We start from the raw sequence: 15,755 nt of genomic DNA, 5'->3' as shown, positions 1-15,755 counted from the left end.
GTTCGGTTAGGCCAGAAGGGCGGGCGGCGGCGAGACGGGGCGCCGGTGCGGTCTCAGCGGCCGGTCGTCATGCCCATGCGGGCGAGCACGACGTTCTCGACGATCTGCACGAGGTTGTAGAGCACCAGCGTGATGAGGGTGATGAGCGCGATCGAGGTCCACAGCTGCGCGAACTGCGCCTGAGCGCTGAACTTCAGGATCGATCCGCCGATGCCCGTGCCCGTCGACAGCCACTCTGCCAGCAGCGCACCGGTGACCGCACCCGGCACCGAGACCCGCGCGGCGGCGAACACCGACGGCAGCGCACCGGGCAGGTTCACCTTCCGCAGCGCCGTGAACCGCCCCCCACCGAAGACGTGCACGACGTCGAGGCTCTGCTGGCTGGCGCGACTGAGACCGAACAGCACGTTCGCGAGCGCCGGGAAGAGTACGACCACGGTGCCGATGACGGCGACGGATGCCGGAGTACCGCGCCCGGTGACGAGGATGATGACGGGCGCGATCGACACGAGCGGGATCGTCCGCAGCAACAGGACCAGCGGCATGACGCCGGCCTCGATCGCCTTCGACAGGCTGAAGGCGAGGGCGAGAGCGACGGCGACGAGCATGCCCACGACGAAGCCGGTCGAGGCATCGAGCAGGGTCTGCCCGACGAGGGGCATCATCTGCGTGCGATTGCCTTCGGCCTTCGGCGCGGTGACGAGGAAGGTCCAGACATCCAGCGGGCCCTTCGCGATGTAGGGCGAGATGCCGGTGAGGCTGACGATCGCCTGCCAGAGCAGCAGCAGCACGAGGATCGTGATGCCGGCGTTGCCGAGCGAGCGGAGCACGGTGCGACGGATCGACCGGCGGCGTTCGGCGCGCAGTCGCGCCACAGCGTCCACGCTCACACCGCCTTTCCTGCCACCCAGGGGGTGACCAGTCGGATCAGGAGACCGAAGAGCCCGTAGGCGACGAGGGCGAAGACGGCGCACAGCAGGAACACCGACCAGACACCGGCCGAGTCGAGCTGCCCCTGTAGGCGGATGAGCGTCGGGCCGACGCCTGCCGTGATCGCGCCGAGGTACTCACCGAGCACGGCACCCAGGAAAGCGGTGGGCACGGCGATCTGCAGGGCGGTCAGGATGGCCGGCAGAGCCGCGATCGCCCGGACCTTGCGCAGTTGCGTCCACCGGCCGCCACCGTAGACGCGCACGACGTCCAGCGACGCCTTGTCGGCGGAGGTGAAGCCGAGGATCGCGCCGACGACGGTGGTGAACACGCACACCAGCGCGGCGAGGAAGATCGCGGTCGCCGACGGGTCACCGGGGTTCTTGGCGCCCCCGAGGACGACGATCGAGATGCCGCCGACGGCCACGATCGGCAGGCAGTAGGTCACGACGGCGATCTGGGTGATCACCGTCTCGGTGCGAGGGAAGATGAGCACGACGGTCGCCAGCAGCAGCGCGATGCCGTTGCCCCAGAGATAGCCGATGGCCGCGGCAGTGATCGTCGGCTGAAAGACGCTCCACGCCCCGGCGATGTTGCCCTGCACGAAGAGCCAGTCCACGACGGCCCACGGGGTGGGCACCGGCGTATAGGTCGTTCCGTCCTGTGGCCGGAAGGCGGTCAGCGAGAACAGCCACCACACGCCGATGAGCACGACACCCCCGATGATCCCGGCGAGCCAGCCCGGAATCCGCATCCGTGCCACGGCTACGCCTCAGCCTCGGCACGCCCGTCCTGTCCGAACAGCAGCTCGGAGGCGCGGTCGACGAGGGCGTGGAACTCGGGCGTGCGCATCATCTCCGGCGTGCGCGGTCGGGGCAGGTCGACCTCGATGATCTCCTTCACGCGCCCGGGACGCGGCGACATCACGGCCACGCGGTCGGCCAGGAAGATCGCCTCGCTGATGCCGTGGGTGACGAGCAGCGTCGTCGCGGGCTTCTCGGTCCAGATGCGCAGCAGCTCGAGGTTCAGATTCTGACGGGTCATGTCGTCGAGAGCACCGAAGGGCTCATCGAGCAGCAGCACCGAGGGCTTGAGCACGAGGGCCCGAGCGATGGAGGCGCGCTGGCGCATGCCGCCCGACAGCTGCGCGGGCTTCGCGTCGGCGAAGTCACGCAGGCCCACCAGGTCGATCAGCTCGTCGACATAGGCCTGGTCGACCTTGCGACCGGCGACCTCGAACGGTAGCTCGATGTTCTTGCGGATGCTGCGCCACGGCAGCAGCGCATGATCCTGGAACGCGATGCCCAGCTCGCTCTTCGCGCGCAGCTGGTCGGGCGTCTCGCCGTCGACGAGCGCGACGCCGTCGGTGGGGTGATCGAGCGCGGCGAGGATCCGCAGGATCGTGGACTTGCCACATCCCGAGGGGCCCAGCAGCGCGAGGAACGATCCTTTGTCGGTGTGCAGGTCGGTGCCCTGCAGAGCCTGCAGCGACCGTCCTCCGCGCAGCGTGAACGACTTCGAGACCCCGGAGATCTGGATGCCGGTGCCGGCGGCATTTGCGCCGGCACCGGCATCCATGGTGGATGACACGGACATCTCGTTACGGCTGGTACTTCTTGAGCTCGGGGTGCTCGGCGTAGATCTCGTCGATGATCGAGGTGTCGAACAGTTGGTCGGCCGAAAGCTCCCAGCCCGACGCCTTGAGCGAGGCGAGGGTCTGAGCCTTGAGGTCGTCCGAGATCGTGAAGAGCCCGTTGGTCTGGGTCTCGTCGGTGGAGATGAGCTTCGCCTGCGCCTCGATGCCGGCCTTGACCTTCGCGGGGTTGAGCTCGCCGAAGGTGAGGTCGCCCGCTGCCGCGGAGTCGTTGTAGTGCTTCGTGACGACCGCCACCGTGTCATCGACCGGCTTCGTGAATGTGTCTGTCCAGCCCTTGATCTCGGCGATGAGGAACGCCTTGAGCAGGTCTTTGTGCTCGGCGAGGTACTGGTCGGTCACCGCGTACGACTCGGCGACGTACGGAAGACCGTTCTCGGCGTAGGCGAGATTGGTGGTCTCGTAGCCGGCCATCGAGACCGTGATGGCCTCGTTGGTGAGGTACGCCATGAACCCGTCGACGTCGCCGTTCATGAGCGGTGTCGGGTCGAAGTCGACGGGGACGATCGTGAGCTGGTTCTCCGAGATGCCGTTCGCGGCCAGCAGCGCCTTGAACACCGAGGCGTTGGAGTCCTGCACGCCGATCTTCTTGCCGATGAGGTCCTTGGGCGTCGCGATGTTGCCCTTGCTCTTGAGCGACAGGATCGTGAACGGGTTCTTCTGGAACGTCGTCGCGATGATCTTCAGGGGCGCGCTCTGCTCCGACACGGCCGCTCCCACCGACGCGGCGTCGGTGAGGGCGACCTGCACCGATCCGGAGAGGAGCTTCGCGACACCGGTGTCAGGACCGGCGACGCCGGTGACCTTCGAGAATCCGGCCTGGTCGTAGTAGCCGTTGTCGTACGCGTAGAACTCGCCCGCGAACTCCTCGTTCTTGATCCACGAGTACTGCACGCTGATGTCGCCGTAGCTGGCGGCCTCGCCGGATGCCGAGGGGCTGGCAGCGCCTCCCGACGATGAGCAGGCCGACAGTGCGAGGGCTGCGGCGGCGGCGACCGCCAGGACGAGAGCGCCGCGGCGGCGACGGGTGGAGCGTGAGTGCATCGGGTCTCCCAGGGTGCTGTGGGTGTGCACGGATGTGCACGGAAACGCAGAACGAACTGCGGTGCTGTTCTGGAGACGATAGGAGGCTCAGGTTTCCGGCATTTGCCCGATCGTGTTTCGGTGGTGTGACGTGAGTCGCCACACGCGGTCGCGGCGGAACGGTTGAACGAAGGGCCGCGCGCCCACCGCCCGCGCGATGGCGTTGCCGATCGCCGGTGCGACGGGGTTGTAGGGAGACTCGCTCATCGACTTCGCGCCGAACGGTCCGAGATCGTCGGCGGTGTCGGCGAAGTACACCTCGGTGTCGGGGACGTCACCGAACTGCGGCACGCGGTACACGCGGAACACGGGGGTCGTCACTCTGCCGTCGTCGACCATCACTTCTTCGTAGAGGGCGCTGCCGATGCCCTGCGCGACGCCGCCCTCGATCTGACCGCGACATTGCGCCGGGTTCATCACGAATCCGGCATCCGCCGCCTGCACCGACTGCAGGATGCGCACTGCCCCGGTCTCCGGGTCGACGGCCACCCGGACGGCATGCACGTTGAACGCGAGAGAGCGGTACTCGCCGAGCTCGCTGCCGTCGGCCGTGAGCTCCTCGTCGGCGGTGAGCTCATCGAAACCCACGACGCGAGCAGGGGTATATACGCCGTCGGGCATGAGGCGGGCGTCGGTGGCATCCGTGTCGGTCAGCTCGGCGGCACGTGCGCCCATCTGCTGCGCGAGCGCGAGACAGGCGGCGTGCAGCGCCTTGCCGGCCACCGTGATGCCCGCCGACGCGAACGCCCCGGTGTCGTGGGCCACCGCATCGGTGTCGGCATGCCACAGCTCGATCCGTGAGAAGTCCGCGGCGAGGTCGGTGGCCGCGATCTGGCGCATCACCGTCGTCGTGCCGTTGCCGAACTCGGCGGTACCGACCCGCAGCAGATAGGTGCCGTCGCGGCGCAGAGTCGCGCTCGTGTGCGCGATGTGGCCGAACGGGGCCATCGTCGCGATCATCGCCGCCGCCATCCCCTCCCCGACGAGCCAGCCGTCGGGGGCGTCGACGCCGTTGCCGCGCTCGAGGGCGGCCTCGGCGAGGTCGAGGCACTGGTCGAAGCCGTAGCTGCCCCACACCAGGTCATCATGGCCCGGGTCGTCGTCCGGCGTCACCGCGTTGCGCCGCCGCAGCTCGAACGGATCGATCTCCAACCGCTCGGCGAGCATGTCCATCGCCGACTCGACCCCGAGCACAACCTGCCCGAGCCCGTACCCGCGGAACGCGCCGGAGGGGACGTTGTTCGTATAGACGGCCTCGGCATCCAGACGCTTCAGCGGCACCCGGTAGATCGTCGTCGACTCGGCCAGCGCATGGAACATCACCCCGCGCGAGTGATTGCCGTAGGCGCCGGTATCGCTCAGCAGATCGATGCCCATCGCCGTCAAACGTCCGTCGGCATCGGCGCCGAGGGTGACGCTGACGCGCATCGGATGCCGCACGGCTGCCCGCTGGAACTCGTCGGCGCGGCTGAACTCGAACGCGACCGGCCTGCCGGTGCGCAGGACGGCGAGAGCGACGAGGTCTTCGGTGAACATCTCCTGCTTGCCGCCGAACCCGCCGCCGAGACGGGCGGCATGCACGCGTACCCGGTCGCGATCGAGACCGAAGATGTGCGCGATCTCGTCCCGCGCGAGAAATGGCACCTGCGTGGAAGATCGGATGACGAGGCGTCCGGCCTCGTCGATCCAGCCGATCGAGCCGTGGGTCTCGAGCTGGGCGTGGCTCACGCGCGAGGTGTGCCAGGTGCCGCTGACGGTGACGGTGCTCGCGGCGAGCGCTACGGTCAGATCGGGGCCGGTGTGCAGGCTCGCGATCACGTTGCGGTCGGCGTGGTCGACGCGGTCGTCGGGGGTGCGCTCGGGGTGCAGCAGGGGCGCACCGGGTTGGCGGGCCGCGTCGGGGTCGAACACCGCGGGCAGTGGTCGGTAGTCCACACGCACCAGGCGGCACGCCTCGTCGGCGGCCTCGGCGGTTTCGGCGACCACCGCCGCCACCCGTTGCCCGATGTGGCGGACGACGTCGTCGAGCATGCGGGTGTCGTCGGGGTCGTCGGTGCGGTGCTCGTGTCGTCCGGTCGAGTACCGCACATCGGGCACGTCCTCGTGAGTGAACACGGCGACCACGCCGGCGACGGACAGTGCGGCCGACGTGTCGATCGCGGTGATGCGTGCGTGGGCGTGTGGGCTGGTGACGAGCCGCAGCACCAGCGCTTCCGTGGCGGGGTGGCCCGGCTCGAGGTCGAACGTGAACGGCTCGCGTCCCTGCGTGAGACGAGGGCCCGCTTCCGGGGGGACGGAGCGTCCGACCCGTGGCGCGACCGGCGATGTCGCCGCCGCCGGGGCCGCATCCGTCGAAGCTGACGCCGCGCGCGATCCGGTTTCGCGCACTGCGGTCATGATGGCTTCGCGTACGGGGCGATAGCCCGTGCAGCGGCACAGGTTGCCCTTCATCCGCCGGTCGAGATCGTCGAGGTCGGAGGCGCAGAGGGTGGATGCCGTCACGCTCATGCCCGGGCTGCAGAATCCGCACTGCATTCCGAAGCCCGAGGCGAGCGCCTCCTGCACCGGATGCAGCTCGTCGCCGGGCGCCAGGCCCGCCGCCGTCGTCACCGACCGCCCCTCGACCCGCCCGGCGGGGATGAGACACGAGTGCACCGGCTCGCCGTCGAGCAGCACGGTGCACGCGCCGCAGTCGCCCGCGTCGCAGCCCTTCTTCACCTGCGTGTGGCCGGTCTCACGCAGCAGGGTGCGCAGGCACTGCCCGGCCCGCGGCTCTGCCTCGACATCGGCGCCGTCGACGCTCCACCTCATGCCAGTTCCCTCCGGATCTGCTCGGCGAGCACCACGCTCACGCCCCGGCGCCAGTCCGCCCACCCGAGCGGGTCGGTGTAGTAACCCGGCGCCTCCCGCACCGCGGCGGCGAGCGCCGCGGCATCCGGTGCACCCGCGAAGCGGAGCACGGTCGGAGTCCACGTCGCCGCCGTGACCGTGAAGACGTGCGCGCCGTCGGGGTCGACGCGTCCGGTCACCACGGCCCCGGAACGCCCATGCTCTGCGAGGGCGATCTTCCGTAGTGCTGCGCGTGAGCGCAGGGCGTGCACAGGCACGCGGATGCCGCGCAGCACCTCACCGGCGGCGAGGGCCGTGGTGCCGTTGCCCGTGACGAACTCCGCGACCGGCATCTCGCGCTCTACGGCGCCGTCCCAGATCTCGGCGACGCCGTCGAGCGCGACCGCGAGCGACACCATCGCTCCGGCCGCGAACGCGCGGCAGATGTTGCCGCCCACCGTCGCGGTGTTCCAGATCTTGAACGAGGCGAGGAGGGCGTTCGCGGCATCCGGGATCATTGCCGCCGCGGTCCAGTCGGCCGGGGCCTCAGCCGAGAATGCGACGAGGCGGGCGATGGTGCACGTCGCGGCGATGCGGAGGCCCTCGGGAGAGACCTCGAGATCGGGCCAGCCCATGCCGGTCATATCCACGAATCCGGTCACTCCGGGCTGCGGCTCGCTCATCAGCCACGTGCCGCCCGCGATCACGACCTCGCCGGGGGCGAGGGCGAGGTCGGCGCGCGTGCGAGCGATGCGGAAGGAGCGCACGGTCGTGATGTCGATGACGGCTCCTCGCGGCGGGATGTGTGGCACTCGGGTGGAAATCGAGTGAAACAGAGCGCCGTTTCGCCCGTGTTTCACGCGCTCGCAACAGGCCCGCAACGAGCGCTCGTTAGCGTGGCCGACATGCGAGAGATCCTGCCCGTGGCCGCCGCGTGGGTGCGCACGGGGCGACCGTTCGCGATCGCGACGGTCGTCGGGGTCTCCGGCAGCGCACCGCGACCGGTCGGCTCGAGCATGGTGGTCTCGGATGCCGGGGCCTTCGGCAACGTGTCGGGTGGCTGCGTCGAGGCCGCCGTGTACGAGCGGTGTCTCCACGCCGTCGTCACCGGGGCGGTCTCGGTGGAGAGCTACGGCTACAGCGATGGCGACGCACTGGCGGCGGGACTCACCTGCGGGGGAACGGTCGATGTGCTCGTGCGTCCCGTCTCCCCGCACAGCGCGGCAGCGGCGGAGATCGCGCTGCTGGCCGAGAGGGATGCTGCGGGCCACCCGGCCCGCTTCCGGCTCTCGACCGCGGGGCCCACGTGCGGCATCGGCACGGTGGAGACCGTCGACGTGCCCGGTCGTGCGGCAGACGCGGACGAGATCGTCGTCGAGGTCGGCGCGCCGCCGCGGCTCATCCTCGTGGGTGCCGTGGAGTTCGCCGTCGCGCTGGCGCGGTTGGGCGGTGCGCTCGGGCATCGCGTGGTGGTCGTCGACCCGCGCGACGTCTTCGCGAACCCGGCCCGCTTCCCCGGCGCCGACGTCGTCGTCGATTGGCCCGACCGGTACCTTGCGGCGACGTCGCTCGATGATCGCACCGCGATCTGCGTGCTGAGTCACGATCCGCGATTGGACGTTCCCGCTCTGCGAGTGGCGCTGGCTTCTCCCGCCGACTACGTCGGAGCGATGGGCAGCCGCACCACCCATGACGACCGCCTCCACCGTTTGCGCGAGGCCGGTGTCGCGGAGGCGGACCTCGGGCGCCTGCGCTCACCCATCGGACTCGACTTGGGCGGCTCCTCGGCGGCGGAGACCGCGCTGTCGATCATCGCCGAGATCGTCGCCGATCGCCGCGGCGGTTCCGGCGCGAGACTGTCGAGCCTCGCCGGACCGATCCACGCCGCGACGCGTGAGCCGGCTGTCGTCCGCCGCGTCGCCTCGTCGGTACCCGCCTCGGCGGTGGCCTGCGCCTCGGTCCCGTCGCCGACCACTCGTCCATGACCGTCTGCGGCGTGGTGCTCGCCGCAGGGGCGGGCACGCGCTTCGGCGGACCCAAAGCGCTCGCGCGCACCCCTGGCGGTGAGCCGTGGCTGACGCGGGCGGTGCACACGCTGCGCGCTGCGGGCTGCGATCCCGTCGTGGTCGTCCTCGGCGCGGCCGCGGACGAGGCCGCCGCGCTCGTCCCGCCGGATGCCGTCGTGGTCCGGGTCGCGCAGTGGAGCATGGGCCTCTCGGCATCCGTCCGCGCCGGGTTGTCTGCAGCGGTAGAGTCGGCCGCAGTGGCCGCGCTCGTGGTTCCCGTCGACGTGCCGGAGCTCCCGGCATCCGCGTGCCGTCGGGTGATGCAGTCGGCCGACGCGAGTGCCCTCCGCCAGGCGACGTATCTCGGCGCGTCCGGTCATCCGGTGCTGATCGGCCGGGCGCATTGGGATGCCGTGGCGGCGCACGTCGTCGGCGACCGCGGCGCGGGCGGCTATCTCTCCGTGCACCGCGCCGCGCGCATCGAGTGCGCCGACCTGTGGCACGGCCGCGACCGCGACGCCCCCGACTGAGTGCACCTCCGCCCGCCCTCACGGCGACCCGGATGCGCCGCCACGCCCCGGCACGATACCCTCGGCGTCACAGCGTCGGCTCGATCGCCAGGAGGGCGTCATGATCCCCGAGATCAACTACTGGTCCGTGCTCATCGGCACGGTGCTCAGCATGGCCCTCGGTGCCGTCTGGTACTCGCCGGCCCTCTTCCTCACACGCTGGGCACGCCTCGCCCGTATCGACATGGGGGAGCGCCGCGGTTCGCCGGCGATCCCGCTGATCGTCTCGGCCGTCGTCACGTTTCTCACCGGGTGGGTTCTGGCCGGATCGGTGGCGATCGCCTGGCACTTCTACGGCGGGGGCTATCTGTGGTCGGCGGTAGCCACGGCGATCACCCTGTGGGCGGGATTCACCGCGGCCCGCGTGATCACCCACGATGCCTTCGAGGGACGGCCGTCGCAGCTGACCGTGCTCACCATCGGGTTCGAGTTGACATCGGTGTTGCTGATGGCGCTCTCGATCGGTCTCTGGCCGCCGATGGGGACCGTCTGACGATCAGGCGGCAGCGCCAACCACGGCGGCGATCGCCGAGGTGAAGAAGGCGAGACCGTCGGTACCCGAGCGCATCGCGTCGGGGGTGTTCGGGCCGAACCCCGGCTCTACGGCGTGCTCGGGGTGCGGCATGAGGCCCACGACGTTGCCGCGGTCGTTGGTCAAGCCGGCGATGTCGTCGAGCGATCCGTTCGGATTCACTCCGACGTAGCGGAACGCGACCAGGCCGTCGCCCTCGATGCGCGCGAGCGTCTCGGCCGAGCAGATGTAGCCACCGTCGGCGTTCTTCAACGGGATCGTGATCTCCTGGCCCGCCTCGAACTGCGCGGTCCAGGCGGTCGTGGCGTTCTCGACGCGCAGACGCTGGTCGCGGCGGATGAACTGCTGGTGGGCGTTGCGGATCAACCCCCCGGGCAGCAGGTGGGCCTCGACGAGCATCTGGAAGCCGTTGCAGATGCCGAGGATGGGCATGCCGTGTGCTGCGGCATCCTTCACCTCGGTCATGATCGGCGCGAGCGCGGCGATCGCGCCGGCGCGCAGGTAGTCGCCGTAGCTGAATCCGCCGGGCAGCACGAGCGCGTCGACGCCGTCGAGGTCGTGCGAGCCGTGCCAGAGGGCCACCGGCTCGGCGCCGGCGAGGCGGATCGCGCGCTGGGCGTCGCCATCGTCGAGCGATCCCGGAAAGGTGATGACGCCGATGCGGGTGGTCACTCGACGACCTCGACGCCCACGACGTCTTCGATCACCGAGTTCGAGAGCACTTCGTCGGCCAGCCGGCGCGCGGTCTCGAGCGTCTTCTCGTCGGCGGCGTCGACGGTCAGTTCGAAGCGCTTGCCGATGCGGACGGCCGAGAAGCCTTCGATGCCGAGTCGACCGAGAGCGCCGGCCACGGCTTTGCCCTGCGGGTCCAGCAGCTCGGCCTTGGGCATGACGTCGACGACGATGGTGGGCATGTGGTCCTCCTGAGGGCCGCTGACGGCCGCGGCTTCCGGTCGCCCCGCGATCGTGGATGCCGACTGCGCCGACATGCCGCGGATCGAGGGAGGGGTCGCCTCCAGTCTACGGGGGCACGGGTGCTGCGACCGAGCGGTGTGACGGCGGGCGGGAGCAGCTTTTGTCACGGCGCATGTTATGGAACCGTGATGGATCCGTGGGAGCGCTCTCTTGCGCTCCTGGGAGCGATCCCATATCGTCATGCGTGTCCGGTGAGAGCGCTCCCATCCGAAATCTCGACACGAGAATGCGGAAGACGGAACGCAACCCACGCACCTGCAACACACCCACAAAGGAGTGACACGTGAACACACGCGCACTGCGGCGCATCGGCCTCGTGGCCGGCGTCGCGACCACCTCCGCCCTCGTGCTGGCCGGCTGTGCCGGCGGCAGCGGTGGAGCCAAGACGGCCGACCCCAACGAGAAGGTCACCCTGACCGTTGCGACCTTCAACGACTTCGGCTACTCGGACGCGCTGTTCGCCGAGTACACGAAGGAGCACCCGAACGTCACCATCGTTCACAACAAGGCGGCCACGAGCAACGACGCGCGCGCCAACTACTTCCAGAAGCTCGGCAAGACCGGCCTCGCCGACATCGAGGCCATCGAGGTCGACTGGCTGCCCGAGGTCATGAAGTACTCCGACCTGCTTGCACCGGTTCCCACCGACCTGCAGAGCCGCTGGCTGGACTGGAAGACCAAGGCGGCCACCGACCCCAAGGGCAACCTCATCGGCTACGGCACCGACATCGGTCCGGAGGGCGTCTGCTACCGGTCCGACCTGTTCGCCGCGGCGGGCCTGCCGACCGACCGCGAGTCGGTCGCGAAGCTGCTCACCGGTGACTGGAAGACCTACTTCGACACCGGCGCGAAGTACACCGCCGCGACCGGCAAGGCGTTCTTCGACTCCGCCGGCGGCACCTACCAGGGCATGATCAACCAGGTCGAGGCCGCGTACGAGAACCCCTCGGACGGCAAGATCACCATCGACCCGAAGGTCGAAACGATCTACAACCAGGTGCTCGACGCCTCCAAGACGCAGTCCGCCCACCTCAGCCAATGGTCCGACGACTGGATGGCCGGTCTGTCCAACGGCTCCTTCGCCACGATGCTCTGCCCGGGCTGGATGCTCGGTGTCATCTCCGGCAACGCCAAGGACGTCAAGGGCTGGGACATCGCCAACGTCTTCCCCGGCGGCGGCGGCAACTGGGGCGGTTCGTACCTGACCGTCCCCGCCAACGGCAAGAACGTCGCGGCTGCCCAGCAGCTCGCCGACTGGCTGACCAGCCCCGACACGCAGCTCAAGGCGTTCGCAGCGGCCGGCACGTTCCCGAGCCAGGTCGACGCGATGAAGTCCGACACCCTGCTGAGCGCGAAGAACGAGTTCTTCAACAACGCTCCGGTGGGTCAGATCCTCACCGACCGCGCCAACGCCGTCAGCGTGACGCCGTTCAAGGGTCAGTTCTACTTCCAGATCAACGACGCGATGCAGAAGGCTCTGACCCGCGTCGAAGAGGGTACGCAGGACAAGGCGGCCTCGTGGTCGCAGTGGAACACCGAAGTCGCCGCCATCAAGTAAGGACGATGGCAGCACAGTGACAGCGGGCCCGGGGGACCCCTCCCGGGCCCGCTCCCTGCCTCATCCACGAGAATCGAAGGACTGAAGAGTGGATACCACCCGAACCTCCCCGCGTGTGCGCGGCACTGCCGCCGTCACCCGCCAGCCGAAGCGCATCGGCTTCGGCACCCGCCTGAACTCGTGGGATCTGAAGCTCTCCCCGTACCTGTACATCTCCCCGTTCTTCATCCTGTTCCTGGTGGTCGGACTGTTCCCGATCGGGTACACCGCCGTGATCTCGTTCATGGACTGGGACCTCGTGCGCAACTCCGGCACGTTCGTCGGCTTCGACCAGTACGCCACGGTCATCAACGACCCCAAGTTCTGGGCAGCGCTGCGCAACACCTTCAGCATCTTCCTGCTGTCGTCCGTGCCGCAGTTGATCGCCGCCGTCTTCATCGCGGCCCTGCTCGACCAGAACATCCGTGCCAAGACCTTCTGGCGCATGGGGGTGCTCGTGCCCTACGTCATGGCGCCCGTCGCCGTCGCGCTCATCTTCTCGAACATGTTCGGCGACCAGTACGGCATCATCAACACCGCGCTGCACAACATCGGTCTTCCGCCGGTCATGTGGCACTCCGACACCTTCGCCAGCCACATCGCGATCGCCACGATGGTCAACTTCCGCTGGACGGGCTACAACACGCTCATCCTGCTGGCGGCCATGCAGGCCATCCCGCGCGACTACTACGAGGCCGCGACCGTCGACGGCGCCGGCAAGGTGCGTCAGTTCTTCGCGATCACCATGCCGAGCCTGCGTCCCACGCTGATCTTCGTCATCATCACCTCCACCATCGGCGGACTGCAGATCTTCGACGAGCCGCGCATGTACGACCAGACCGGTACCGGTGGCGCGAACAACCAGTGGCTGACGATCTCGCTCTGGCTGTACGACCTCGGCTGGGGCCAGTGGAACCTCGGGCGCGCCGCCGCGCTCGCCTGGATCCTCTTCCTGATCATCCTGGTGATCGGCGTCATCAACCTCTTCATCACTCGCAACCTGGTGCGTGACGAGGGCAGCCGCAACACCCTCACCCGCGCCCAGATGCGTGCCGCGCGACGGGCGGCTCGTGCCGCCGTGGCCGCCGACCGTGCCGCGGCATCCACCCCTCGCCGCGCGACCGAAGTACCGGAGGTGACGCGATGAGCGTCTTGAACGAACGAGCGGTTCCCGTCATCGACGAGGCCCTGCCGACTCCCCGCAAGCGTCGGCGTCGCTACGTCAAGGGCACCCGCCCCGGCTGGATCGTCTACGCGTGCCTCGCGGCAGTGCTGGTGGGAAGTGTCTTCCCGTTCTACTGGTCGCTGCTGATCGGCTCGGGCGACTCCTACACGATCCGCGATCCCAACATGTCGTGGATCCCGGGCGGCAACTTCTTCGCCAATGCCGCGAAGGTCATGAACGACCCCGCCGTCAACTTCTGGATGGCGCTGTGGAACTCGATCATCAGTTCCGGTCTGATCGCCATCTCGGTGGTGTTCTTCTCCACGCTCGCGGGGTGGGCGTTCGCCAAGCTGAAGTTCAAGGGCTCCAGCTGGCTGCTCGTGTTCGTCATCGCCACCATGGCCGTTCCGACGCAGCTCGGCGTCGTGCCGCTGTACATCCTCTTCAGCGACATGGGCTGGACCGGCCAGCTGGGCGCCATCATCGTGCCGGCTCTGGTGAGCGCGTTCGGTGTGTTCTGGATGACGCAGTATCTGCGTCAGGCCGTGCCCGACGAGCTCATCGAGGCGGCCCGCGTCGATGGCGCGAGCTCGTTCCGCACGTTCCTCACCGTCGGCCTTCCTGCCGCCCGGCCGGCAGCGGCGATGCTCGCCCTGTTCACGTTCGTGTCGGCGTGGAACAACTTCTTCTGGCCGTTCATCGTGCTCGATCGCCAGAACCCCACTCTTCCGGTGGCACTGTCGCTGTTGCAGTCCAACTACTTCATCGACTACTCGATCGTGCTGGCGGGTGTGCTCCTGGCGACCATCCCCTTGCTGATCCTGTTCGTGTTCGCCGGGAAGCAACTGGTCAGTGGCATCATGCAAGGTGCGGTCAAGGGCTGAGGCCCGGCCGTTTCAGAAAGGTCGACTCTCATGACAGAGTTCTCGCGTCCGTTCCCCCAGGGCTTCCTGTTCGGGGCGGCCACCGCCGCGTACCAGATCGAGGGTGCGGCCTTCGAAGACGGGCGCACGGCATCCATCTGGGACGCTTTCAGCCGCGTGCCGGGCGCCGTCATCGCCGCCGACAACGGCGACGTGGCGTGCGATCACTACCACCGCTTCCGCGACGACGTGGCACTGATGAAAGACCTCGGGCTCGACACGTACCGGTTCTCGGTGTCGTGGTCGCGCGTGCGTCCCGATGGCGGTCCGGTCAACCGGAAGGGCCTCGATTTCTACGAGCGTCTCGTCGACGAACTGCGAGCGAACGACATCCTCCCCTGGCTGACCCTGTACCACTGGGACCTGCCCCAGGCGATCGAAGAGCAGGGCGGCTGGACCGCCCGCTCCACGAGCGAGCAGTTCGTCGAGTACGCGCTGAGCGTCCACGATGCACTCGGTGACCGCGTGCAGAACTGGACGACCCTCAATGAGCCGTGGTGCTCGTCGTTCCTCAGCTACACCGCCGGCATCCACGCACCGGGTCGCTACAGCGCCACCGACGGCGTGCTCGCCGCGCACCACTTGCTCCTCGGGCACGGCGCCGCGGTGCGCGAACTGCGGGGGCGCGACGCCGACCTGAGCCTCGGGATCACGCTGAACCTGACGGTGGCCGACCCGGTCGACCCGGCCGCGCCGGCGGATGCCGACGCCGCACGCCGCATCGACGGCCAGTTCAACCGCTGGTTCCTCGACCCGATCTTCCGGGGCGAGTACCCCGCCGACGTGATCGAGGACATCCGGGCCGTCGCGCCCGCGGCGATCGCTGCCCTCGAAGAGGCGACCCATCCGGGTGACCTCGCCACCATCGCGCAGCCGCTCGACGCGCTCGGGGTCAACTACTACCACGGCGAGCTCGTGGGCGGCGCACCCGACCCCGAGCCGCCGCTTCCCGGTGACGCACCCACCGACCGGCCCGCAGCATCCCCATTCCCGTCGCACGAGGGCATCTTCTGGCACGACCGCGGCCTCCCCCGCACCAACATGCACTGGGAGGTGCAGCCCGAAGGGCTCACGCGTCTGCTGCAGAGGGTGTGGGACGAGTACGCCGAGGCGGCGGGCACGGCGCTCTACGTCACCGAGAACGGCGCGTCGTACGACGACGAGCTCGTGGTCGAAGACGGGGTGGCCCGCGTGCACGACGAGGAGCGCACCCGGTTCCTGCTCGCGCACCTCGAGGCGATCCTCGACGCGGCCGACGACGGCGTAGACGTTCGCGGCTACTTCTACTGGTCGCTGATGGACAACTTCGAGTGGGCCTGGGGATACGCCAAGCGCTTCGGAATCGTGCACGTCGACTACGACACCCAGGTGCGCACCGCGAAGGACAGCGCGCTGGAGTATCGTCGGGTCATCGCGGCACGTGCACTTGACGGCGCGACCCCCGCGCTCTCTCGTCCCCTCGCCCAAATCCATACCGTCCAGAGGTAGGCCC

General features: G+C 68.9%; 15 protein-coding genes. 7 read left to right on the top strand and 8 right to left on the bottom strand.

The window, feature by feature from the left end:
* Positions 1-53 precede the first annotated feature (53 nt).
* The 6 genes from ITJ43_RS09955 to ITJ43_RS09930 form a co-directional block, all read right to left on the bottom strand.
* On the bottom strand, positions 54-890 hold the full coding sequence (locus tag ITJ43_RS09955; protein ID WP_323741190.1) for an ABC transporter permease: 837 nt from the start codon (positions 888-890) through the stop codon (positions 54-56).
* Positions 887-1,684 (bottom strand): ABC transporter permease, encoded by a 798-nt coding sequence (locus ITJ43_RS09950; RefSeq protein WP_228495748.1) that lies wholly within the window; start codon positions 1,682-1,684, stop codon positions 887-889. The genes ITJ43_RS09955 and ITJ43_RS09950 overlap by 4 nt, the downstream gene beginning before the upstream one ends.
* An 11-nt stretch (positions 1,685-1,695) precedes the next feature.
* Positions 1,696-2,508, bottom strand: a complete 813-nt coding sequence (locus tag ITJ43_RS09945; protein WP_194583851.1) for an ABC transporter ATP-binding protein — start codon at positions 2,506-2,508, stop codon at positions 1,696-1,698.
* 22 nt (positions 2,509-2,530) lie between these two features.
* Positions 2,531-3,628: an ABC transporter substrate-binding protein gene (locus tag ITJ43_RS09940; RefSeq protein WP_194583665.1), complete on the bottom strand. Its 1,098-nt coding sequence runs from the start codon at positions 3,626-3,628 to the stop codon at positions 2,531-2,533.
* A gap of 87 nt (positions 3,629-3,715) precedes the next feature.
* On the bottom strand, positions 3,716-6,478 hold the full coding sequence (locus ITJ43_RS09935; protein WP_194583664.1) for a molybdopterin-dependent oxidoreductase: 2,763 nt from the start codon (positions 6,476-6,478) through the stop codon (positions 3,716-3,718).
* Entirely contained in the window at positions 6,475-7,308 is an 834-nt protein-coding gene (locus tag ITJ43_RS09930; RefSeq protein ID WP_323741189.1) for an FAD binding domain-containing protein, read from the bottom strand. Before ITJ43_RS09930 ends, ITJ43_RS09935 begins: the two co-directional genes overlap by 4 nt.
* A 93-nt stretch (positions 7,309-7,401) precedes the next feature.
* Here ITJ43_RS09930 and ITJ43_RS09925 point away from each other — a divergent pair, with 93 nt between their 5' ends.
* The 3 genes from ITJ43_RS09925 to ITJ43_RS09915 all read left to right on the top strand — a co-directional run bounded on the left by ITJ43_RS09925 (position 7,402) and on the right by ITJ43_RS09915 (position 9,564).
* Entirely contained in the window at positions 7,402-8,481 is a 1,080-nt protein-coding gene (locus ITJ43_RS09925; RefSeq protein WP_194583663.1) for an XdhC family protein, read from the top strand.
* Positions 8,478-9,032 carry a nucleotidyltransferase family protein gene (locus ITJ43_RS09920; RefSeq protein WP_194583662.1) on the top strand — a complete coding sequence of 185 codons (555 nt, stop codon included), beginning with the start codon at positions 8,478-8,480 and terminating at the stop codon, positions 9,030-9,032. The genes ITJ43_RS09925 and ITJ43_RS09920 overlap by 4 nt, the downstream gene beginning before the upstream one ends.
* Before the next feature lie 100 nt (positions 9,033-9,132).
* Positions 9,133-9,564, top strand: coding sequence for a DUF1761 domain-containing protein (locus ITJ43_RS09915; protein WP_194583661.1), 432 nt, complete (start codon positions 9,133-9,135; stop codon positions 9,562-9,564).
* Positions 9,565-9,567: 3 nt separating this feature from the next.
* Here ITJ43_RS09915 and purQ read toward each other — a convergent pair whose 3' ends face one another.
* Both purQ and purS read right to left on the bottom strand, forming a co-directional pair.
* Positions 9,568-10,275, bottom strand: a complete 708-nt coding sequence (gene purQ / locus ITJ43_RS09910) for a phosphoribosylformylglycinamidine synthase subunit PurQ (protein ID WP_194583660.1) — start codon at positions 10,273-10,275, stop codon at positions 9,568-9,570.
* Positions 10,272-10,517, bottom strand: coding sequence for a phosphoribosylformylglycinamidine synthase subunit PurS (gene purS, locus ITJ43_RS09905; protein ID WP_194583659.1), 246 nt, complete (start codon positions 10,515-10,517; stop codon positions 10,272-10,274). The genes purQ and purS overlap by 4 nt, the downstream gene beginning before the upstream one ends.
* Before the next feature lie 344 nt (positions 10,518-10,861).
* On the opposite strand from purS, the gene ITJ43_RS09900 reads away from it, so the two are divergent.
* From ITJ43_RS09900 to ITJ43_RS09885, 4 genes are all read left to right on the top strand, one after another.
* Positions 10,862-12,136, top strand: coding sequence for an ABC transporter substrate-binding protein (locus ITJ43_RS09900; RefSeq protein WP_194583658.1), 1,275 nt, complete (start codon positions 10,862-10,864; stop codon positions 12,134-12,136).
* Between the two features lie 88 nt (positions 12,137-12,224).
* Positions 12,225-13,322: a carbohydrate ABC transporter permease gene (locus ITJ43_RS09895; RefSeq protein WP_194583657.1), complete on the top strand. Its 1,098-nt coding sequence runs from the start codon at positions 12,225-12,227 to the stop codon at positions 13,320-13,322.
* Entirely contained in the window at positions 13,319-14,224 is a 906-nt protein-coding gene (locus ITJ43_RS09890) for a carbohydrate ABC transporter permease (RefSeq protein ID WP_194583656.1), read from the top strand. Before ITJ43_RS09895 ends, ITJ43_RS09890 begins: the two co-directional genes overlap by 4 nt.
* 30 nt (positions 14,225-14,254) lie before the next feature.
* Positions 14,255-15,751 (top strand): GH1 family beta-glucosidase, encoded by a 1,497-nt coding sequence (locus ITJ43_RS09885; RefSeq protein WP_194583655.1) that lies wholly within the window; start codon positions 14,255-14,257, stop codon positions 15,749-15,751.
* Positions 15,752-15,755: the final 4 nt, after the last annotated feature.

The sequence above is a fragment of the Microbacterium sp. VKM Ac-2870 genome (assembly GCF_015350795.1).
GTDB lineage: Bacteria > Actinomycetota > Actinomycetes > Actinomycetales > Microbacteriaceae > Microbacterium.
This window is presented reverse-complemented; position numbering and strand designations above follow the sequence as displayed.